Below are 22,767 nucleotides of genomic sequence, written 5' to 3'. Positions count from 1 at the left end.
AATTAGTTAATTTAATGAGATAAGAAATAGATTTATTTTACTCATCAAGTACATCAACAAATTGAGCATTTAAGAGTTGTGCTAGATCTTTCGGGTTTAAGCCAATATCTAGTCCCCGTTTCCCTCCACTCACATAGATTTTGCTGAACTCTTGTGCAGATGCATCAATAACGGTTTTTAAGCGTTTCTTCTGACCTAAAGGACTAATCCCTCCGACCAAATACCCCGTTAAACGTTCAGCGTCTTTAGGATTAGCCATTTGCAATTTTTTACAGCCAAACGCCATAGCCACTTTTTTTAAATTTAATTGGTGATTAACTGGTAATACTGCAACAAAAAAATTCTTATCATCGCTAACCATCAATGTTTTGAATACTTCCCTTACATCTAAATTTAGTTTTTCTGCTGCTTCTAATCCAAAACTTTTAGCATTTGAATCATGTTCGTATTCATGAATAGAAAATTCGATTTTATTACTTTTTAACAGTCTACATGCAGGAGTCATAATAAGTAGTGTTATAGATGAAATTATTTGGATTATAGGTTTTTTAGAAAAATTTTTAAAATTGCTTAGGCTATTTACAAGAATTACATAAAAAATCAAACAGCAACTGAATAAAAAATAATCTCAACTTGATATTCATGGCTCGACTCCATATATTTTATTTAGATTTAAGTCTGAGCTGACAATTTTATGAGTTATAAACACAACAATCTGATGGCTATGCGTCACCGTTTTTGGGATGAATCTTCAGATTATGTCTTAAATGAAAAGCAGTTTTTACAGCAGACGTTAATTGAACAAGGCATCTTTAATAACGCAACACTCGAGGATGTTAAGTATTTTTTCTATACCTTACCCAGCATTATTATTGTAAAAGCTCATGCACTTGGTTTTATGCATGATTCAGTCAAACAAATGTTATTACAGCATATTCAGTCCAATCGCCTTCACTTAATGCAAAAGTCTGAATTGAAGATCCAATTTAAAATGTAATTTAAGTTTTTGTGAAAGATCCGTTTTTACCCTAGTTTTACTCACCTGAACGCTGTAAGTTTCTTAAATTTTAAAATTGCTTAGGCTATTTTAAAGTTAATGAAATAAAGATAGCCATCTCGACTGATCATTCAGTCTGAGAGAACTATTTTAATACGCTCAAAACATGTAATATTCGTTACAATTTTAGATCACCAGCGTTTGGCTGCATGATGCGCATAGGATTCTATTTTCATGTCAAATCAGAAAGATAAGCTTAAGAGTTTAAAAACTTCTTCCATGGATCGACGCTTATCAATCGCGAAAGCTTCTTTACTTGCAGGAACACGTTGGGCAACTGCAAGTGCTTCTTCTTTATTTTCTAATGAGGAAGAAAAAGAAAAGAAACGCAAAAAAGCGATGAGCGAGCAAGCTAATTATCTGGTTTCTGAAATAGGTAAACTTAAGGGTTCTATTGTTAAGATTGGCCAAATGATGGCCCTTTATGGTGAGCATTTTTTACCTGAAGAAATTACACAAGCACTAAACACCTTAAATAACCAGACAGTTGCTTTAGATTGGCCTGCAATTAAGCCGCACCTTCAAGAGCAATTGGGCGCTAAATTAAATGATTTAACAATTGATCATGAGCCAATTGGTACGGCCTCTCTCGCACAAGTACACCGTGCAACGCGTAAATCAGATGGTTTAGAGTTAGTTTTAAAGATTCAATATCCGGGCGTTGCAAATGCTATTGACTCCGATATGAGCTTGTTTAAAAACATGCTTAAACTGACGCGTATGGTTCCACAAACCCGTGAATTTGATCAGTGGTTTGATGAAGTACGTGAAATGATGCATCGTGAAGTTGACTATGATGTTGAAGCTGCCACTACTCGTCGCTTTGGTGAACGCTTAAAAGATGATGAGCGCTATATTGTTCCTACAATTGTAGATGAATATTGCACAAATCAAGTGCTCTGCATGACTTTTGAACGTGGTGTGCCAATTAATAGCCCTGTGATGTTGTCATTACCTCAGGAACGTCGTAATCAACTCGGTGAAGCGTCATTAGAGATTGCGGTTCGTGAAATTTTTGAATGGGGTGAAATGCAAACTGACCCTAACTTTGGTAATTACCTTGTTCGTTTAGGTAATGGCCAAGACATTCAAGACAAAATTGTATTATTAGATTTTGGTGCTATTCGCCAGTTTGATGAACACTTGCTATCAGTTGCCCGTCAACTCATTCAGGCAGGTTATCACCATAATAAAGATGCAATGGTCAAAGCCATGACTGGTTACGAGTTCTTTGATGCGATGCCTGAAAGTATTAAACCAGGTATGGCTGATGTCTTTTTACTTGCAACAGAAGCATTCAGTACTCCTGCAAATAACCCAGATATGCCCGCTGGTCTTATGGATGAACACGAACGTTATGACTGGAAGAAAAGCCAGCTTCATAGCCGTGTTATGCAACAAGCTAGTAAATCAATGGCTTCACGTTATTTTTCAGTTCCGCCAAAAGAGTTTATGTTTATTAGCCGTAAATTCATTGGAGCCTACACATTTATGACGGTTATTGATGCAAAAACCAATGTGCGACGTATGATTCGTAACTTTGCTTGATTTAATGAAAGACTAGAATGATTCCATGTCATTCTAGTCAATCCTTCTCGGCTCCCCCAATATTGAAATTATTTTAAATAAATAAAATCAAAAACTTATAATTTTCTTATTTTCTATTTACCATTTATCTACTCATTTTTCGAATGTCAGTAACGACATAGTTTTTTAATATAAGGCGTGTCAGCATAAAACAATAACAATGTGTTAGGACACCATAATCATGACAAGTATGATCAATAAAGCTCAGGGTTTGGGTTTATCGCTGATCACCAGATTGGCTGGAAGCGATGTACTTGATCAACTCAAGTTGCGTAAATTTGTTGAAAAATCTCTTTATCAAGGTTCAAAAGCTGGCTTTAGAGCATTAACGCAGACTCAAAAAGCGTTTAAGCCCAAGCAAATCTCTCAACAACGTTTACCTCGCCAACAAAAAAATTTATTTGATTTAAGTCTAACCGAAGAACAACAAATGACTTCTGAAGCAATGTCTCAATTTGCTCAAGAGGTTTTATTGGGGTTAGCTCATGATGCCGATCAGGAAGCTCAGTTTCCTGAAAGTCTTTGGCAATATGTTGAAGATTTAGGACTTAACTACTATGCACTTCCAGAAGCACTCGGTGGAGTAGCGGCCGAACAAAATATCGTTAGTAACTTGTTAATTGCTGAAAAACTAGCTGAAGGTGATTTCAGCCTTACAGCAGGATTACTCAGTACATTTAGCGTTATTAATGCAATCACACGTTGGGGTTCTGCTGAAGTTCAGTCGATGTACCTACCATGTTTTGCAGAAGACTCAGACATTACAGCAACTTTTGCTGTTCAAGAAACAACTCCAGCATTTAACCCTTATGTTTTAAAAACAAAAGCATCACTTGAAAATGATAAGTTTTTTATTGATGGTGAAAAAACATTAGTGATTTTAGGCGATTTAGCTGATGTATTTTTAGTAAGTGCAGACTTTAACGGTAAACCAGATGTATTTGTCGTGCAGTGTAATGAAACAATTTCAATAAAAAACACTCCGGCCATGGGCCTTAAAGCCACAGAAACAGCAACTCTTCGCTTTAATCACACTCCTGCTCTACGTTTAGGTGCAACAGATTTTGATTACACTGCTTTTTTAGATTTGGGCAACTTAATGTGGTGTGCAATGGCTGTAGGTACATGTGAAGCTGTAAAAGCTTACTGTATTAAATATGCCAATGAACGAACTGCATTCGGTGAACCTATTTCACATCGTCAAAGTGTCGCTTTCATGATTGCAGATATGGCAATTGAAATTGATGCAATGCGTATGTTGATTTTAAATGCAGCAAGCCTTGCAGAGTCAGGCAAGCCATTTCACCGCGAAGCTTACTTAGCTCATCTACTTTGTGCTGAAAAATCCATGAAAATTGGTACAGACGGTGTGCAAATTCTTGGTGGACATGGTTTCACAAAAGAACATCCCGTTGAACGTTGGTACCGCGATTTACGGGCTACTGCAATTTTACAATCTGGCTTACATGCTTAAAAGATCAATCAGAGGATACTTTAATGAATTTACAAAATCCTAAAAAATTCAAAATGATGATTGATCAGGCACATGATGTTGCGATCAATGTTTTACGCCCTATTTCTCGCAAATATGATAAAGCTGAACATGCATATCCAAAAGAACTTGATATGCTTGCCTCCCTCATTGATGGCATGAATGAAGGTGGTGAAGGAATTAATGCGGGTGCTACGGGTGCTGGAAAGCGCGGTGATACCGACAATGAAGGTATTCGCAATGGAACCAACATGTCGACCGCTCTTGGAATTATTGAGATGTGTTATGGCGATACAGGCTTATTACTGAGTATGCCTCGTCAGGGTCTTGGAAACTCAGCAATTGCTGCTGTCGCAAATGATGAGCAATTAGAACGGTTCAAAGGAACATGGGCAGCAATGGCCATCACAGAACCTGGTTGTGGCTCCGACTCTGCCGCTATCCGTACCACAGCAACCAAAGATGGCAATGACTACATTCTAAATGGTGAAAAGATTTTTGTAACTTCAGGCGAACGTGCAGACTCTGTCGTTGTTTGGGCTACACTCGATCGTAAACTTGGCCGTGCAGCAATTAAATCATTTGTCGTACCTAAAGGTACGCCCGGTATGAAGGTCGAACGTCTCGAACATAAATTAGGAATTAAAGCATCAGATACAGCAGTCATCAGTTTTATTGACTGCCGTGTACCAGCAGAGAACCTTTTGGGTAATGCCGAAGTGGATGTTGCTAAAGGTTTCGCCGGAGTAATGGAAACTTTTGACAATACACGCCCTCTAGTTGCAGCAATGGCAATCGGTTGTGCGAAAGCTTCACTAGAGCGTATTAAAGAGATTTTTAAAGATCAGCTTGATCCTGACTACTCGACTCCCTATCTGCATGCTTCTAACCTTGCAGCACAAATCTACCGCATGGAGGCTGAATGGGAAGCTGCTCGTCTGCTCATGTTAAAAGCAACATGGATGGCTGATAATAAAAAGCCAAATTCTAAAGAAGCTTCTATTGCAAAAGCAAAAGCAGGTCGTGTTGGTAACGAGATCACTTTAAAATGTGTCGAGTTAGCAGCAAGTCTAGGCTATAACGAAGATGAATTACTTGAGAAATGGGCACGTGATTCAAAAATTCTTGATATTTTTGAAGGTACTCAGCAAATTCAACAATTAATTATTGCGCGTCGTGAGCTTGGTAAATCTTCCAGTGAATTAAAATAAAAAAGACGCAAGAGAATCTAAACTCTCTTGCTTCATAACTCTAAGATTTATCTAAAAGATAAAACCCTCTAATCACATGATTAGAGGGTTTGGTATTTCAGGAATATATATTATTTATTCAATTTTTATGCTTCTAATGATTTATCTACTGCACCAAATTTTTTGAAGATTTTTGCACGTCGTTTTGGTGAAATATTCGCTTTGTTCAAATCACCTTTATAGTGATCAAAAACTCGCTTATCCATTATTTTGAACCACAACGAAGGAATTAACGCAGGTAATAACATACTTGCATAACCACTTGGTAATTCTGGCGCCTCATCAAAATGACGTAATGCTTGGAATGGACGAGTCGGATAAGCATGATGATCTGAGTGACGCTGCAACTGGTACAGAAATAAGTTTGTTACTACGTTGTTATTGTTCCAGCTATGCTCTGGCATTGTGCGCTCATATTGACCATTTTCTTTTTTCTGACGTAGTAAACCATAATGTTCAATATAGTTAATAATTTCAAAAAGACTAATGCCGTAAAATGCTTGTGTCGCTAAATATGGAATTGTGCTTTTACCAAAAATTCCCACCATAGAAGCATGGAAAGCAGCGCTCATTCCCCAGCCTTGTAATAATTCATTATCTGCTGACCAGAACTCTTTTCCTTTACGTTTTAAACGATTTTTCTCGATTTCAATTGCAGACTTAAAAGAACCCATAACTGTACGTGGCCAGAACTCATAAAATGTTTCGCCCATACGTGAAGAAGCCGGATCTTCAGGAGTTGCTGCACGTTTATGGTGTCCATAAGGATGTTCGATACGGAAATGGTTATAACCTGTAGGAACCAAAGCAAGATGAGATAAAATATGATCAATACGATCATGCTTATGACTTAATTCATGGGCTGTATTAATCGCAATACCATTAATCGCCCCCATTGAAACACCGAGCAAAATTTTATCAATGAATGATGTAGTTTTACGACTTGTTAAATAACATGCATAAACATTTGCAGCATATTGCAATGGAATAAAACTTTTCACAAGACGTGAGTAATATGGATCTTTTTCTAAAAGCTTAATTTCTTCATCAGTCGGATTACGTGCATCCTTCCCAATAACAGTATCAATTGCAGGGATCACAACATGTAATAAAAGCGGACCACCTAAAGCGAAAACTTTTTTTAATGGACGTGGACCAAAATGGTAACCAGCTAAAATACCTAAACCAATTACAGGTAGAGCTGGACTAATCATCCATAAATAGCGCTTACGATCTATCTCACGCATAGACGCTGGCACTGGCATAAGTTCTTGCTGAACATTTACTGGTGCATTCATAGTCATATTTCCTTTTTCTATATATCTATATAGTTAAAGAAATAGTACTTACTTAACAGTAGTAACCGTCCAAAAAACCTATTTCAAAGTCTTTGGCATTTTCTTCCACTTTTTTGTCCTAAAAACACATGTTGATCTATTCTCATAGCTCACTATAATTTTATTAAAATAATGATTGATCATTTAAAGATGGATGCACTAAGTAAATTTTTTGATGATATTCACCTTAATAAGTCTGAATACATCTATTTAAAAGCACAAGGAGAATGGGCTTTTAAAACACAAGATCAATCTGCTTTACTTGCCTATATTGTTTTAACTGGTTCAGTATATATTCAACTTAATGCGTCAGAAAAAATAATTGCGACAGCTGGTGATATTATTTTAATTCCTTCTGGAAAAGCACATAATGCCACCGACTCAAAATCAACAGCAACTAAATTAGTAGATTCTCTAGATATTACTTCACTTTTTAATGGCCATAGACAAGACGCGATCGAGTTTGGTACTTCTTCTCCAGATAAAACATTATTACTATGTTTACGCTGTCAGATCGATACTCATATGGCAGGTCCTTTGATTAATGCATTGCCTTCTATCATGCATATTCAGCACGAAAATCAAACCAACCCACCAGAATGGCTACAAATTGGGCTTTATTTTTTAGCAATTGAAACTCAAAAAATCAGGCCGGGACATGACAAAATTATTGATCATTTAGTCAGTATTCTTCTCATTGAGTGCATTCGTGATCATGTTCAACAAATGACTGATCAACAAAACTGGCTAAGTGCGTTAACCCATCCTGAATTGAGTAATGCCCTATCCGCTATTCATAGCCAACCAGAAGTCGCTTGGACAGTTGAATCTTTAGCAGAACGATGCTGTATGTCACGGTCCAAATTCGCAAATCTATTTAATAGTATTATTGGGGAACCACCTCTAACTTATTTGCAACATTACCGTTTTCGTTTAGCAAGTCAGTACTTACGCACAAGTAATTTTTCAATTCAGCAAATATCAAACAAAGTCGGCTATTCATCCGAGACTGCTTTTAGTCAGGCCTTTAAAAGAATTTTTGATTTATCACCTAAACAATATCGACAGCAATATATCGAACATCATCTTGATTAATAGAAAATAAAAAAAGCGCCGAAGCGCTTTTTTTATTTGATCAAATTATTATTTAATTTTTGCATGTGATTTTAAATATTGGCTGTAATCTTCCAATATTTGTTGGCCACGAGATTGACGATAAAGTTGTTTTAGCTGTTGTAATTGATCAGCAGGAATAGCATTAGCGGCTGATGAATTTACATTTGAAACTGCAACGACTACCAGCTCATTTGGTAAGTTTGCTGTTGTAACAGACCACATACCCGGTTTAGGGGTAGCTAAACTAAATGCTGCACGTTCAATTTCACGCTTTAAACCCTGTGAACGACTAAATACGCCTGCTGATTCAAATGCGACTTTATTTTTAGCAACTACTTGTTCTGCTGGTTGAGTTTTAAACTCAGTCAACATGGTAGCAATTTTTGCTTGGGCTGCTTTACGCGCTTTTGCATCGATAACTTTGGCTTTTGCTTCATTCATCGCTTGCGCTAATGGTTTTACACCAGCTGCGTGGTAATCACGTACTTTAACCCATACCGTATCACCATTTGCTAATTGAATATTAGATGATGCATTACGGTCACCATTTTTCACATCATCATTAAATAACTTAATTTTGACACTTGGATCACTTAAATATGGGTTTTGAGTTGCTAAAGTTACACCATTCAATGATTCAACTTTTGCACCTTTTACTTCTTGTACAACAGCTTCTAAAGAATCATTACCAACAATTGTTTCATTCAAACTGTTTACAGCATCTGAATAAACCGTAGCAACTTTATTCTTTTCAACCTCAGCCGTTAAACGCGCTTTCTCAGCTTCAAATGAAGGGATTTGGTTAGCTTGAGTTTCTGCTTCAATAATATGATAACCATATTGTGTTTTTACTGGCTGCGAAACTTGTCCATTTTTCAAACTTAAAACAGTTTTATCAAATGCATCCGAGAAAACACCTGGAGCATATGCTTCAACTAAACCACCTTTTGCTTTTGAACTAGGATCTTCAGAGAACTGCGATGCAGCTTGTGCAAACGATAGACCACCCTGAATTTTTGCATAAACTTCTTTTGCAAGTTTTTGTGCAGTTGCATCATCACGAGCATCAGTAGTAATTAAAATATGCTTTACAGTTCGTTTAGCATCTTTTTTCTGAGTTTCAACAAACTTTGCATAAGCTTGCTGAAGTTCAGCTTCAGTTGCAGGAGCTGGTTTAGCCATCATTGATGGAGATAAGACAACATAATCAACATCAACCGAAGCCTGTTGCTTAAATTCATTTTGATGCTTGTTATAGTAATCTGTAGCTTCTTGATTAGATGCAGTTAAACCTGTTTTGTAAGCATCTAATTTAATACTAGCTAAATGTAACGTACGTTGTTCAGTTTGCAAATTCGCAATTTGCATTAGATCAACTTTACTTACTAAAGAGTAATCAGCAAAGGTTGACGTTAACATTTTCAAAGCATGATCTTGACGTAGGCTTGCTATTAAACCCTGACTCGTCATGCCAATAGAACGTAAGTAATTTTCATAGAGTTTTTGTGAGAATTGACCATTCTCTTGCAAACTAGGCTGCTGAGCTAACATTTGCTCAATTTGAGCATCACTCAAAGAGATACCTAATTTTTCTGCTTGCTGTATTAATAGATTACGTGACACCAAAATATCGAGTGCCTTAGCCTGAATGACAGGCAAATTAAGTAAACTTTCATCCCCTTTAACAGCAGCTAAATATTGTTCTTTGTAAGACTGAGTTAAAGTTTCAAGGTCTTTTTTAGATATTTCTTGGCCATTTACTGTCTTAGCAACATCAGCCTTGTTTCCCCTATTAAAATATCCTTCAATACCTACAAGTGCTAAAGGGGTCAAAAACAAAATTAGAAGGACTTTGCCGAGCCAACCCTTAATGACTGTACGAAACGATTCCATAAGTATTCCAATATTTTATTTCGAGGAGAATTTTAACTGAAAAACCACAATCAATGAATGAGCAATATTGGTCAATTCAGATATTTAATAAAAAACGCGCCTATATTGGCGCGTTTATTCATCTTAAAAGATTAAGCTACTGAATCTTTAAGACCTTTACCAGCTTTAAAGCTAGGTACTTTTGTTGCTTTAATTTGAAGCTCTTCACCAGTTTTAGGGTTACGACCAGTGCGTGCAGCACGTTCTTTAACACTGAAAGTACCAAAACCAACTAAAGTTACTGTGTCACCTTTTTTAAGTGCTTCAGTAATTGACGCAATTGTCGCATCGAGTGCCTTGCCTGCATCAGTCTTAGATACTCCCCCTTTTTCAGCAATTGCATCGATTAATTCTGATTTATTCATGAATAAAACATCCTCTTAATATCGTTTGTTTAAGGTCCAAGGCTATAGTTTAAAAGGCCATGACGCCTTTATAGCAATGCTTTAGGGGAAAACGCAATACTAGAGCAGGGCTTTTAGCAAAAATAAATGCTAAAAAACTGTTATATATTTGCTAAATCCCAACATTTTTTTACTTTTTATTCAATTTTGCTTTCAACTGTTGATTTTCTTCTATTAAAGCATCCACCTTAATATGCAGTTGTACGAGCAGCTGTTCGATGTGTTGCAAATCCTTCGGTGTCACCAACCCAATACGGTTTAAAGAGTGATTAACACTCGTATCAAGAATCTTTTCTACTCTGTCTTTTGTTTCAGATACAGATTCTTTTGCTTTTTCTGTGACCTTGCCAACAGTATTGTCTGCCAAGTCTCCAGTTTTTGATTCTAGCTCCTCACCCACTTTAACCAAAGAATCAAAGAGCTTATTTCCCTCTTCTTCCGCACGTGAAAAAGCACCAAGTCCTGCTAGCCAAATTTGCTTAGTATACTTCCTAAAATCTAAAGCTGATTTTCTTGAACTTTTTGATTTTAATTTATTTTTTTCTTCCGACTCTTCTATCTGGGTATCTGTATTTGCATTATCCATTAATCTAAACTCCTAATCAGATGAGAGAAATGATGACTGATTTGACCACAAAATATTTCTATAATATCAAAGTAAAGACTTGATCCATTTACAAAACTGTTCTACAAAGCAAATAAGTCATGTAAATATATTTAACACGACATTGTGTTAAGTTTGGGATAGGATGTCCCATTCTTCGGTTAATTGCTATTTCTAAGGATAAACTTTTATGAGTGAAACGCAACAAAGACAAAAACATCCGCGTCTGTTGCTGAATATTGTTCTAATTATTTTAGAAACTTTTTTTTCATTTATTCTCACCCACGATGGTGCCCTTCGCTTGCAAGCGAAAAAGTTTATTTTGAACAAAACAACGATTCGTATTAATAGCTATTTACCTTTCTTTGACTTCTATGTTCAATTTACAGAAAAAGGTTTGTTATTCGATATTCATTCTTTTGATAGACGTATTGATCTTGAGATTAATAGTACGCTTATCGATTTAATTAAAATTTTTGGTTTTTCTAACCAACGCAGTCTTAAAAATATGCGTATTGATGGTGATGAGGAAACGAAAAAGGAACTTCTAGATTTAATTTCTCATTTAACTCTTCCAAAATTGCTAGTTGACTGGAAACAGTGGTTTAACACTTCAGATGATGAAGCTGAAACCCTTGCTTCACGTAAACGGATCGCTCCATTACTTGAGAAAATTGATCAACAAAGATCAGAGATCAACTCCCTTCACGTGGAAATTAAACAGTATCAAAATCGAATTACTCGCTTACAACGACGTCAACGAAATATTAACTTCTCCTTTGGTATAATTAGCCTAATATTTATTGTTTATTTCATATATAATTTGTGGGTTGCCTAATTTATTTTTCTATTTTGTTCCTACACTTGAATTAAAAATAAAAAAACTTGACTATTTTAGTCGGGATTCATAAAATCCTATTATCTAGTCTTAACATGTGTATCGAATCATGCGCCTTACAACTCGCGGTCGCTACGCAGTGACTGCTCTACTTGATTTAGCTTTGCAGCCAACTGAACAAACGATCACGCTCGCCGAAATTGCCGCACGCCAATCCATTTCAGTTGCTTATTTAGAACAGTTATTCGCAAAACTTAAGCGTCATGGGTTAGTTTCTAGTGTTCGTGGTGCAAATGGTGGTTACCATTTGGCTCGAAATGCTGATGAAATTACTGTGTTAGAAATTATTGAAGCTGTAAATGAAACGGTTGATGCAACACGTTGTGACCATAAAGGTAACTGCCAAAATGGTGCAATGTGTCTCACTCATGATTTATGGCAAGAACTCTCTCATCATATTGCCGACTATTTAGCAAAAATCTCTCTTGCCGACCTCATTAGCCGAGACAACGTTCAAACTGTTGCATTACGCCAAAATGTGACTGGCACAGATTCAGCTCTTTTATCGGGTACAGGTATTTGATATGAAACGTCCAATTTATCTTGATTACGCAGCAACCACTCCAGTAGATCCGCAAGTTGCAGAACGTATGATGGAGTGTTTAACTTTCGACGGTACCTTTGGTAATGCTGCGTCTCGTTCGCACGCTTATGGCTGGCAGGCAGAAGAAAAAGTTGAATATGCACGTGAGCAAGTAGCAAATTTAATTAAAGCTGATCCACGTGAAATTGTTTGGACTTCTGGTGCAACTGAATCAGATAACCTTGCCCTTAAAGGTGTAGCTCAATTCTATGCATCTAAAGGCAAACATATCATTACAAGTAAAATTGAACACAAAGCTGTTCTAGATCCTTGTCGTGAATTAGAAGAACAAGGTTTTGAAATTACTTATTTAGAGCCAGAACCACAAACAGGTTTAATCACTCCTCAAATGGTTAAGGCTGCCCTTCGCCCAGATACTATTCTTGTTTCTCTTATGATGGTAAACAATGAAATCGGTACAGTTACAGATGTAGCGGCGATTGGTGAATTAACACGTGCCAACAAAACATTTTTCCACGTAGATGCAGCGCAAGCAGCTGGTAAAGTTGATATCGACTTATCTACGATGAAAATTGACCTTATGAGTTTCTCTGCTCATAAAATTTATGGTCCAAAAGGTATCGGCGCATTATATGTACGTCGTAGCCCGCGTGTTCGTCTAAAAGCACAAATTCATGGTGGTGGTCATGAGCGTGGTATGCGTTCTGGCACTTTGGCTACTCACCAAATCGTTGGTATGGGTGAAGCTTTTGAAATTGCAGGCAAAACAATGCATGCAGAACAAGAGCGTCTCCGTAAACTTCGTGACAAACTTTGGAACGGTTTACAAGACCTTGAACAAGTGTTCTTAAATGGTCACCCAACTCAAAACGTTGCAAACTATTTAAACGTTAGCTTCAACTTTGTTGAAGGTGAATCTTTAATGATGTCGCTTAAAGATGCTGCTGTATCAAGTGGTTCTGCTTGTACTTCTGCAACTTTAGAGCCTTCATATGTTCTTCGCGCATTAGGTTTATCTGATGAGCTAGCACACAGCTCAATCCGCTTTAGTTTTGGTAAATACACAACTGAAGAAGACATTGACCACGTGCTTACAATTACCAAAGCCGCTGTTGAGAAATTACGTGAACTTTCTCCGCTTTGGGATATGTACAAAGAAGGTATCGATCTTTCTACAGTTGAATGGGCAGAACACTAATTATTGAAATTAGTGTTTTAACCCTCATATTAATATTAGGCTGACCCCGAGGTTTGGAGAAGCGAAATGGCTTATAGCGAAAAGGTAATTGATCATTACGAAAACCCACGTAATGTTGGTGTTTTAGATAAAAACTCTGAAAATGTTGGTACAGGCATGGTGGGTGCACCTGCATGTGGCGACGTGATGCGTTTACAAATTCAGGTAAATGATAGTGGTGTGATTGAAGAAGCACGCTTCAAAACTTATGGTTGTGGTTCTGCAATTGCATCAAGCTCACTTGTAACTGAATGGTTAAAAGGTAAGACTCTTGATGAAGCTCAAGCGATCAAAAATATTGATATCGCAACCGAGCTTGCTCTTCCTCCAGTAAAAGTTCACTGCTCTGTACTAGCTGAAGATGCAATTAAAGCTGCGATTGATGATTACCGCAGTAAAAAATCTAAAGCTTAATTTGTTACCATTGTAAACGTTGGAGTTTTCATGATTCATTTAACTGAAAATGCTGCGACTCATATTAGCAATTACCTTAAAAATCGAGGTAAGGGTGAAGGCATTCGCGTGGGTGTGAAAACTTCTGGTTGTTCTGGGTTGGCTTATGTTCTCGAATTTGTTGATTCTGTCGATGAACATGACCAAGTTTTCGAACAATTTGGCGTTAAGGTTTTTGTAGATCCAAAAAGTCTTGTCTATTTAGAAGGCTTAGAAATGGACTACGTAAAGAATGGCCTTAACGAAGGGTTCGAATTTAACAATCCCAATAAAAAAGGTGAATGTGGTTGCGGTGAGTCTTTCACTGTATAACTCCCTCTTCTCCTTCCATCCTTTTCATTAAAACAGTGACTTTTTATAGCACTGTTTTAATGTATTTAATTAACGTGGACCTCCTTTCTAATGAATCATTTTGAGTTGTTCAATTTACCCGTAGAACTCGATATCGATTTGGCGAGCTTAAAATCTAGTTTCTTAAGTTTGCAACAGCAATATCACCCAGATAAAGCAGAAGATAAAGATCAGGCATTGATCAAATCAAGTGAAATCAATCAAGCTTTTAAAGTACTTTCGCAAGTAGATAGCCGCGCTGCTTATCTATTAGCGTTAAAAAAGCAAGATCATCACCTCGATCAATCCATCAGTGATTTTGAGTTCCTACAATCAGCTCTAGAACTTCGTGAGCAACTTGATGAAGCAACTTCACAAGAGCATTTAAGTACTCTTAAGCAAGAAGTTTTTCAGTGGATTGATGGCTTAGTTCGTGAATTTAAAATTGACTACTCAGATGAAGATTGGGGCGAAGCTCGAGATACTGTACGTAAATTACGTTTCTTTCAGCGCGTTCTTAACGATATTGAAAAAGCAGAAGATCAACTGTTGGATGATGAAGACAACTTTGATTTAGACGATGATTTTTAATTTGCTTTTTCCAATTTATATTCAAAGGATTTAACTCATGGCACTTTTGCAAATTGCTGAACCGGGTCAATCCAGTGCCCCACATGAACACCGCATTGCGATTGGTATCGACCTAGGAACAACACATTCTTTAGTTGCGACAGTGTTATCAGGCAAACCAAAAGTCCTTAACGACGAAAAAGAAAGACGACTTCTTCCTTCTATTGTGCATTATGGAAATGATGTCACTCATTATGGTGAAGAAGCAAAACCTTTCATTATTGCTGATCCAAAAAATACAATTGTTTCTGTAAAGCGTTTCATGGGACGCTCAAAAGCAGATATCAAATTTCAACACCCATATGAATTAGTGGGTTCTGAAAATGAGATGCCAGCTTTCGAAACACGTTCTGGTCGTAAAACGCCTGTTGAAATTTCAGCTGAAATTTTAAAACAACTAAAAGTGCGTGCTGAATCTAGCTTACAAAACCCAGTAAATGGAGCCGTAATTACTGTTCCAGCTTATTTTGATGAAGCACAACGTCAAGCAACACGCGATGCTGCACAGCTGGCTGGTTTGAATGTATTACGCCTATTAAATGAACCAACTGCTGCTGCTGTGGCTTATGGTTTAGATCAAGAAACGAATTTAGCTACAGATCATAACTATGTGATTTATGACCTAGGTGGTGGTACTTTCGACGTATCAATCCTACGTTTTTCACAAGGTGTCTTTGAAGTATTAGCTACAGGTGGTCATACTGCTTTAGGCGGTGATGATTTAGATCGTCTCATTGTTAAGTGGGCTAAAAAACAATTAAATATTGATACGCTAAGTGATGAAAACTATGCAGTATTTATTGTTGCTGCTCGCCAAGCAAAAGAACAACTCTCTACACAAGAATCCGTTCAGTTAAAACTACTTGAAAATGTACTAACACTTGATCGTTCAACCTTTGAGAGCATTATTCAAGTTGCTTTAGACAAAACAATTAGTGTTTGCAAACGCGTTTTACGTGATGCAAAACTTGAATTATCAGATATTCAAAATGTTGTTTTAGTAGGTGGTTCTACCCGTTCGTATGCTGTTCAGCAAGCAGTTCGCAATGTATTTAACCAAGAACCACTTTGCACAATTAATCCTGATGAAGTAGTAGCGATTGGTGCTTCTATTACAGCCAATCAATTAATTGGAAACAGCCAAGACGGCTCACTACTTTTAGATGTTACTCCTCTTTCTCTTGGCTTAGAAACTATGGGTGGATTAGTAGAGCGTCTTATTTCTCGTAATACAGCTATTCCAGTTGCTCGCCGCCAAGAGTTTACTACTTATCAAGATGGCCAAACTGCCATGCTTATTCATGTAGTTCAAGGTGAAAGAGATTTAGTCGAACACTGTCGATCGTTAGGAAGATTCGTTCTTCATGGCATTCCCCCAATGACTGCTGGTCAAGCACGTATTGAAGTTACCTTTCAGGTAGATGCAGACGGCTTGCTTACTGTTTCAGCTCGTGAAACAACTTCAGGTGTACAAGCTCAAATTGATATTAAACCATCTTATGGTTTATCAGAGTCTGACACTGAACGCTTGTTAATTGAAGGTTTCCAACATGCAGAAGAAGACAAAAATCTGCGTCATTTAAAAGAAACCAAAGTTGAGGCCCAACGCGAGCTTGAAGCATTAGAACAAGCTTTGAAAGTGGATGCTGATTTACTCAATAATGAACAGCTCGAAGCACTTAAAGCCGCTGAAAACTCGCTTAAAGTACAACTTGAAGGCAATGATATTCAAGCAATTGAAAAAGCTGTAGAACAACTTAAAGTACATAGTGATGCTTTTGCTGCACTACGTATGAATCGACATATTGACCACGCCTTAAAAGGTACAAAACTTGAAGATTGGTCAAATTCAAACTAAAGGTATAGGTGATCAATATGCCCCGCATTAAAGTACTTCCTCACGCTCAATTTTGTCCTGAAGGTGCAGAATTTGAAGTTGAACAGAATGCAAATCTTTGCCAAAGTTTGCTTGATCGAGGAATTAAAATCGAACATGCATGTGACATGTCATGCGCTTGTACAACATGTCACGTAGTAGTTCGTAAAGGTTTTGATAGCCTAGAAGAAATGGATGATGTTGAAGCAGATCTTTTAGATCGCGCTTGGGGTCTTGAACCGGATTCTCGCCTTTCATGCCAAGTAAAAGTTGTAGATGAAGATTTAGAAATTGAGATTCCTAAATATACAATTAACCATGCTTCAGAAAATCATTAATCATGTTAATAAAAAAGCTGCTTTTAAAGCAGCTTTTTTTATATTTTATAAACTCTAAACTTGATTTTGTTGGTCTATTTCTAAAGGTTTAACTTCATCTTCAAGTCTTAACTGCGCTATACCTTGAGTATTCACTAAAGTTTGTTGAACTTTAATTCGTTGAATCATTTTCTCAAGCACTTCTACTAATTCAGGATATTCATAGTTTTGTACTTCTTCTAAATTAAGTACCAAGTGAAAGCCTTTATACTCATAATCAAACCATTGCTGATGATCTGACTTATTCCCTGTATATTTCTCCATCACTTGCCATGTCTTTACGGCACCTTGAATACCTTTTAGATAAATCGGTGTTTTAGGTGCGCACAGAAAATCACTTTTAATTAATTGATAAGTATCGTCTGAAATTAAGATTTCATCTATTTCAGCAGCATATTGCAGACGAGCCGCTAAATTCACATCACGACCTACAATCGTATAAGCCATACGATGGGTTGCCCCATAATTTCCTACGTGGCAGTAACCTGTACTAATACCCATTCGGATATGCAATGCTGAGTAACCCATTTTTTTCCAGCGCTCGCGCAGCAGTTTCATTTGCTGACGCATAGCGATTGCCATTTCTACACATGCTTTAGCATCTTGCTCCACACCTTGTGAATTCGGATCACCAAAAAATATGAGGATGGCATCCCCCATAAATTTATCGACAGTAGCCTCATACTGTTTAGCGATTTCCGTCATATGACTTAAATAATCATTAAGCAAGAATGCTAAATCATCTGGAATTAAAGTTTCTGATAACTCTGTAAAACCCTGAATATCAGAAAAAAACACCGTCATTTTTTTACGCTTATATTCAATCTTTGCTTCAGCTTCACCGCGCATAATAGACTGCCATAACTGTAATGGCGCATAACGGCTTAACTGATTAGCAAAAGCAATATAGCGGGTCATTTGATCATAGTAATGTTGACGCTGCTGACTGATTTTTTTAACCCAACGATGCTGGTAGTAGTTTCCGATAGTAATAAACATAACCAAGCCAAGAAGTGTAATTACAGTCAACTCTTGGCTAGTAGGCTCAAAATATGTATAAAAACCAAATAAAAAGAAAGTACTTAAATAAAAAATAATCGCGCCTAACAAGCTAGTCAAACAAATGACTGCGAAAGAAATACGACTATTAATTGCTGAATAAAATAATGCAAAAAGTGCAATAAATGTAGGCACCAAATTAAGATGCAGACCTGCTAAGGTAACGGCTACAACAATTGCATCGATCGCAAAGAAAACACTTTTTTGAGTTTTTTTATCGAATTGGTACTGAAGCCAGTGTTCTAACTTCGAACTAATAAAAAGTAAGAACAGGAAAAAAGGTGGAACATAGATCTGATAATTTGTATTAGGTGAGGTAAAAGCATAAATCACTAAAATTAATGACAGAATTGAATATCCCATCAAGCGATGAAAATATGCAAACTGCTTAGGCTCTCTATCAATAAACCTCTCTAATTGCACCCTATCCTCCACACCTCAATGTAGCCACATTCATATAAATGTGGCATTGCATTGATTTAGTCCATGCGCCAATCAAATGGCATATCACCTTGACCACGTAACGCAAGCATAAGAGTTTGACGCATATGAGCCAGCACATCATTTGTATAAGGAACCGCAGGTGTACCCCATACTGGTTTAGGCCATGCAACATCATTCTGATAACGTACCACATGATGGAAATGCAATTGAGGCACCATATTTCCCAAAGCGGCAACATTCATTTTATCAGCGCGGAATACACGAGATAGCTGGCTAGATAACCAACTTGATTCACGTAAAAACTGTTCTTGGTCAGCTTGGCTCAACTCATATAATTCTGTGATTCCCGGCACACGAGGGATTAAAATCAGCCAAGGGAATTGCATATCATTCATTAAACGACATGTTGAAAGCGGGAAATCGCCTACAAAAAAAGTATCTTGAGCAAGTTGTGGATGCAAACTAAACATATCTTTTATAAATGACAATAAACAATAATGGCTAATACTATCACATCAGTTTTGATGTGAGTATTGCTAGTGTCTGGTTTGATTACAAATAACAATGATTTTATGCACTTATTACCCCAACAGACCGAGAAATCGTGCATAAAACTCTGTTATCAACATACAAATAATTTATATGGAATGAAAATCAATTTAAAACACTATTTAAGCATGTAATTCATTCAATAATTTCGCTAACAAATCATTAATAAATTGGATCCGCTTTTCCTGTTCTTCAAGCTGAACCATAACCTTTAAACGTTGACCACCTTCCATACGATAATAGGTTGGATGCTTTTGCATGAGTTGAATAATACTAATGGCCTGAACAGGTGTATCAGGCGAGAATTCAATATTGCCACCTTGCGTATTAATATCGATCTTAGTAATCCCTAGCTGTTCAGCTTTCAGTCGAATTTGGTGAACACTAAATAAGTGTTTAACTGATTGCGGTGGAACTCCAAAACGGTCAATAAGCTCCATACGGATATTGTCGAGCTTTTCTTGGGTATCTGTATTACTAATACGCTTATAGAATAATAAACGCTGATGCACGTCACCTAGATACTCATCTGGAATTAGTGCAGGAATGTGTAAATTAATTTCTGCAGTTAATGATAAAGGCGCATCAAAATTCGGTGTTTTACCTTGCTGAATCGCTTTAGTAGCTTTTTCCAGCATTTCCATATATAGGCTATATCCAATTGCCTGCATTGAGCCACTTTGCTGCTCACCTAAAAGCTCACCTGCGCCTCGAATTTCTAAATCTTCTGTAGCCAGCATAAAACCAGCACCAAGAGTTGAAGCACGTTGAATTGCATCTAGACGTTTTTCAGCATCACCTTTTAAATGCTTTATCGAAGGAACCAATAAATAGGCATAGGCTTGGTGGTGTGAACGTCCTACACGGCCACGTAATTGGTGTAGTTGAGCTAAACCAAGTTTGTCAGCCCTTTCTATCAAAATAGTATTGGCATTTGGAACATCAATTCCAGTTTCAATAATGGTTGAACATACCAATACATTGTATTCTTTGTGATAGAACTGCTGCATGACTTGCTCAAGTTCTCTTTCTCTCATTTGCCCATGAGCTACTGCTACACGAGCTTCAGGAACAAGCACGCGAATATTTTCAGCTGCTCTCTCAATCGTATCAACTTCATTGTGTAAGAAATATACTTGGCCACCACGTAGTAACTCACGCAAGATCGCTTCTTTAATAGACGCTTCGGTATGTTCTTGTACAAAGGTTTTAACAGCTAAACGACGGGCTGGCGGTGTAGCAATGATGGATAAATCACGCATTCCCGAAAAAGCCATATTAAGTGTACGAGGAATTGGTGTAGCTGTAAGCGTTAACATATCTACATCTGCACGTAATGCTTTAATACGCTCTTTATCACGCACCCCAAAACGGTGCTCTTCGTCGACCACCATTAGCCCGAGATCTTTAAACTGCACATTTTCTTGTAAAAGTTTATGGGTGCCCACCACAATATCGACTTTGCCTTCAGCAAGGTCTTCAATATTTTTCGTATGCATTTTATTTGAACCAAAGCGTGATAATACTTCAATACGAACAGGCCAGTCGGCAAAGCGGTCTTTAAAAGACTCATAATGTTGTTGAGCAAGCAATGTCGTCGGTACTAAAACAGCAACCTGTTTGCCATTTTGCACCGCAACAAATGCTGCTCGCATTGCAACTTCTGTTTTACCAAAACCAACGTCCCCACAAACAAGTCGGTCCATCGGTTTAGCTTGTTGCATATCATAAAGTGTCGCTTCAATAGCATTGGCTTGATCAAGTGTTTCTTCATACGCAAATCCGCTCGCAAATTGCATATAAAGCGACTGATCGACTTCAAAGCCAAAACCAGGTTTTGACTGACGACGTGCCTGTATATGTAGCAACTCTGCTGCAACATCATGAATTTGTTCTAAAGCTTTACGTTTAGCCTTACTCCACGCGTCAGTTCCAATTTTGTGTAATGGTGCTAAATCTGGATCTCCGCCACTATAGCGGCTAATGAGATGTAAGTTAGTCACAGGCACGTAAACTTTTGCCTCTTCAGCATAGTCTAGTTGCAAGAACTCATAGTCTTGCCCTTCAATTGCCAAAGTAATTAATCCAGCGTAACGCCCTACACCATGGTCAATATGAACAACAGGAGCACCTATGCTTAATTCGGTCAAACTACGAATTAGGAATTCTTCTGAAACTTCTTGCTGACGTTTACGACGACGTTGGACTACCCGATGCTCATATAACTGATTTTCTGAAATAACAGACAATTCATCAGTTAAAAGCAAACCACGGTCTAATGGCGCATTCGTAATCGCAATCGCAAACTGACTTTTCTGAAATTGCTCAAAACTATCTACACTAGGAATATCTCCCAGACTGGCACGCAAACCATCTCTTAAACTTTCTCGTCGACCAGCGCTTTCTGCAACCAATAAAACAGGATGATTTGCTTCATCAATATATTTTTTAACTACGGCAAATGGTTTGTCTTTTTTCGGATCAACTGGCAACTTAGGTGGTTGCTCAACCTTAAGATTTAGAGCCCCAACTTTTTCTTCAACTGCTTCAGCACTCACAAGCATACGTGGGAACTGATTTAAAGCACTTAGTAAGTTATTTGGTGCAATAAATAACTCATCAGGTGGGAGAATTGGCTGGTCTGCGTTATGACGTCTATCTTCATAGCGACGGAAAACTTCTTTCCAAAAACTGGTTAAATCACTATCCACATCATTATTTGTAATTACAATGCAATTCTTTGGAAAGTACGTTGTAAGTGTACTTTGAGATTGCATGTAAGTTTTATCAAAAAATAACGGTAAATAAAACTCAATTCCTGGAGATGCAATTCCATCAAGAACATCTTGATAAATTGGGTTTTTCTTAGGATTTGCAGTCGGAAAAAGTTCAGAATAACGGTCTCTAAAAATTGAACGAGCTTCTTTTAATGGGAACTCTTTTGCTGGTAAGACGGTAAAACTTTTTAAAGTAGTTGTGGTTCTTTGCGTTTCTGGATCAAAGAATTTTAAAGTATCAATTTCATCATCAAAAAGGTCAATACGGATAGGTGCATCCTGACCAGATGCAAAAATATCCATAATGCTACCACGTACAGCAAACTCACCATGGTCATAAACCGTATCTACTAAATGATACCCAGCTTGTACTAAACGTAGCTTTTGTTGTTCTAAATCAAATTTTTGCCCCACACGTATATCAAAATGCTCCCCTAAAACCCAAGAATATGGTGCAACTCTTTGAGCTAAAGTGCTTGCTGAAATGAGCAATACACCTTTTTGCGGCATATTGGATAAAATCGCGAGTCGCTCTGAAACAATATCTTGATGAGGTGACAAGCGGTCATACGGCAAAATCTCCCAATCAGGGAAAATTGTCGGTTTTATGCCATAAAATTCAAGTTCACTTTCTAACTGAGCAACATGTTGGTTATTTCGAGCTACTACAACGAGCAAAGATGAATGCTGAACGGCAATTTCTTTGAATAATAATGCAGCAGACGAACCTAATAACGACCCTACCCAACGCTTTTCACCGGCTTTGAGCTGTTGTAAATTCAATTGAGAGATTTCTTGTTGAAACATGTATATG

General features: G+C 37.4%; 21 protein-coding genes. 13 read left to right on the top strand and 8 right to left on the bottom strand.

The window, feature by feature from the left end; all coding sequences use genetic code 11:
• Window positions 1-37: 37 nt before the first annotated feature.
• Window positions 38-505, bottom strand: a complete 468-nt coding sequence (gene ybaK, locus J690_RS06815; protein ID WP_005069426.1) for a Cys-tRNA(Pro) deacylase — start codon at window positions 503-505, stop codon at window positions 38-40.
• A 189-nt stretch (window positions 506-694) separates the two neighbouring features.
• Between ybaK and J690_RS06810 the strand changes: the two genes are divergently transcribed.
• From J690_RS06810 to J690_RS06795, 4 genes are all read left to right on the top strand, one after another.
• Window positions 695-997, top strand: coding sequence for a hypothetical protein (locus J690_RS06810; RefSeq protein ID WP_005076193.1), 303 nt, complete (start codon window positions 695-697; stop codon window positions 995-997).
• 234 nt (window positions 998-1,231) lie between these two features.
• Entirely contained in the window at window positions 1,232-2,605 is a 1,374-nt protein-coding gene (locus J690_RS06805; RefSeq protein ID WP_032034936.1) for an ABC1 kinase family protein, read from the top strand.
• A gap of 229 nt (window positions 2,606-2,834) precedes the next feature.
• Window positions 2,835-4,118, top strand: a complete 1,284-nt coding sequence (locus J690_RS06800) for an acyl-CoA dehydrogenase family protein (protein WP_171073722.1) — start codon at window positions 2,835-2,837, stop codon at window positions 4,116-4,118.
• 23 nt (window positions 4,119-4,141) lie between these two features.
• On the top strand, window positions 4,142-5,347 hold the full coding sequence (locus J690_RS06795) for an acyl-CoA dehydrogenase family protein (RefSeq protein ID WP_032034931.1): 1,206 nt from the start codon (window positions 4,142-4,144) through the stop codon (window positions 5,345-5,347).
• A 125-nt stretch (window positions 5,348-5,472) separates the two neighbouring features.
• Here the strand turns inward: J690_RS06795 and J690_RS06790 are convergent, their stop codons facing one another.
• Window positions 5,473-6,684 carry an alkane 1-monooxygenase gene (locus J690_RS06790; protein ID WP_032034929.1) on the bottom strand — a complete coding sequence of 404 codons (1,212 nt, stop codon included), beginning with the start codon at window positions 6,682-6,684 and terminating at the stop codon, window positions 5,473-5,475.
• A gap of 189 nt (window positions 6,685-6,873) precedes the next feature.
• On the opposite strand from J690_RS06790, the gene J690_RS06785 reads away from it, so the two are divergent.
• Window positions 6,874-7,818 (top strand): AraC family transcriptional regulator, encoded by a 945-nt coding sequence (locus J690_RS06785; RefSeq protein ID WP_016803370.1) that lies wholly within the window; start codon window positions 6,874-6,876, stop codon window positions 7,816-7,818.
• A 48-nt stretch (window positions 7,819-7,866) separates the two neighbouring features.
• Here the strand turns inward: J690_RS06785 and J690_RS06780 are convergent, their stop codons facing one another.
• From J690_RS06780 to J690_RS06770, 3 genes are all read right to left on the bottom strand, one after another.
• The gene (locus J690_RS06780) at window positions 7,867-9,732 is read right to left on the bottom strand and encodes a SurA N-terminal domain-containing protein (RefSeq protein ID WP_032034927.1); all 1,866 of its coding nucleotides are present in this window, start codon (window positions 9,730-9,732) and stop codon (window positions 7,867-7,869) included.
• Between the two features lie 131 nt (window positions 9,733-9,863).
• The gene (locus tag J690_RS06775) at window positions 9,864-10,136 is read right to left on the bottom strand and encodes an HU family DNA-binding protein (RefSeq protein WP_001043034.1); all 273 of its coding nucleotides are present in this window, start codon (window positions 10,134-10,136) and stop codon (window positions 9,864-9,866) included.
• Between the two features lie 169 nt (window positions 10,137-10,305).
• Window positions 10,306-10,761, bottom strand: coding sequence for a phasin family protein (locus J690_RS06770; protein WP_005069443.1), 456 nt, complete (start codon window positions 10,759-10,761; stop codon window positions 10,306-10,308).
• A 208-nt stretch (window positions 10,762-10,969) separates the two neighbouring features.
• Here J690_RS06770 and J690_RS06765 point away from each other — a divergent pair, with 208 nt between their 5' ends.
• From J690_RS06765 to fdx, 8 genes are all read left to right on the top strand, one after another.
• Complete coding sequence (locus J690_RS06765) at window positions 10,970-11,617, top strand: hypothetical protein (RefSeq protein ID WP_005076210.1); 648 nt, start codon at window positions 10,970-10,972, stop codon at window positions 11,615-11,617.
• 109 nt (window positions 11,618-11,726) lie between these two features.
• Complete coding sequence (locus J690_RS06760; RefSeq protein WP_002117915.1) at window positions 11,727-12,200, top strand: Rrf2 family transcriptional regulator; 474 nt, start codon at window positions 11,727-11,729, stop codon at window positions 12,198-12,200.
• Window position 12,201: 1 nt separating this feature from the next.
• Window positions 12,202-13,419 (top strand): IscS subfamily cysteine desulfurase, encoded by a 1,218-nt coding sequence (locus tag J690_RS06755; protein WP_032034924.1) that lies wholly within the window; start codon window positions 12,202-12,204, stop codon window positions 13,417-13,419.
• Window positions 13,420-13,485: 66 nt separating this feature from the next.
• Window positions 13,486-13,872 (top strand): Fe-S cluster assembly scaffold IscU, encoded by a 387-nt coding sequence (gene iscU, locus J690_RS06750; RefSeq protein WP_002117907.1) that lies wholly within the window; start codon window positions 13,486-13,488, stop codon window positions 13,870-13,872.
• A 30-nt stretch (window positions 13,873-13,902) separates the two neighbouring features.
• Window positions 13,903-14,223, top strand: coding sequence for an iron-sulfur cluster assembly protein IscA (iscA, locus tag J690_RS06745; protein ID WP_002117986.1), 321 nt, complete (start codon window positions 13,903-13,905; stop codon window positions 14,221-14,223).
• Between the two features lie 90 nt (window positions 14,224-14,313).
• The gene (gene hscB / locus J690_RS06740; RefSeq protein ID WP_002117921.1) at window positions 14,314-14,832 is read left to right on the top strand and encodes a Fe-S protein assembly co-chaperone HscB; all 519 of its coding nucleotides are present in this window, start codon (window positions 14,314-14,316) and stop codon (window positions 14,830-14,832) included.
• A gap of 37 nt (window positions 14,833-14,869) precedes the next feature.
• Window positions 14,870-16,729 carry a Fe-S protein assembly chaperone HscA gene (hscA, locus tag J690_RS06735; RefSeq protein ID WP_032034922.1) on the top strand — a complete coding sequence of 620 codons (1,860 nt, stop codon included), beginning with the start codon at window positions 14,870-14,872 and terminating at the stop codon, window positions 16,727-16,729.
• Between the two features lie 17 nt (window positions 16,730-16,746).
• Window positions 16,747-17,085: an ISC system 2Fe-2S type ferredoxin gene (gene fdx, locus J690_RS06730; RefSeq protein ID WP_002117947.1), complete on the top strand. Its 339-nt coding sequence runs from the start codon at window positions 16,747-16,749 to the stop codon at window positions 17,083-17,085.
• A 54-nt stretch (window positions 17,086-17,139) separates the two neighbouring features.
• Here fdx and J690_RS06725 read toward each other — a convergent pair whose 3' ends face one another.
• From J690_RS06725 to mfd, 3 genes are all read right to left on the bottom strand, one after another.
• Window positions 17,140-18,606 (bottom strand): adenylate/guanylate cyclase domain-containing protein, encoded by a 1,467-nt coding sequence (locus J690_RS06725; protein WP_005076219.1) that lies wholly within the window; start codon window positions 18,604-18,606, stop codon window positions 17,140-17,142.
• Window positions 18,607-18,662: 56 nt separating this feature from the next.
• The gene (locus tag J690_RS06720; protein ID WP_002117900.1) at window positions 18,663-19,097 is read right to left on the bottom strand and encodes an HIT domain-containing protein; all 435 of its coding nucleotides are present in this window, start codon (window positions 19,095-19,097) and stop codon (window positions 18,663-18,665) included.
• A gap of 201 nt (window positions 19,098-19,298) precedes the next feature.
• Complete coding sequence (gene mfd, locus J690_RS06715; protein ID WP_032034920.1) at window positions 19,299-22,760, bottom strand: transcription-repair coupling factor; 3,462 nt, start codon at window positions 22,758-22,760, stop codon at window positions 19,299-19,301.
• Between the last annotated feature and the right edge of the window lie 7 nt (window positions 22,761-22,767).

Origin of the sequence: Acinetobacter sp. 742879 (assembly GCF_000588535.1) — a bacterium.
Taxonomy (GTDB): Bacteria; Pseudomonadota; Gammaproteobacteria; order Pseudomonadales; family Moraxellaceae; genus Acinetobacter; species Acinetobacter pittii.
The sequence above is the reverse complement of the archived record's forward strand: the minus strand, read 5'-3'. Positions and strand labels throughout refer to the sequence as shown.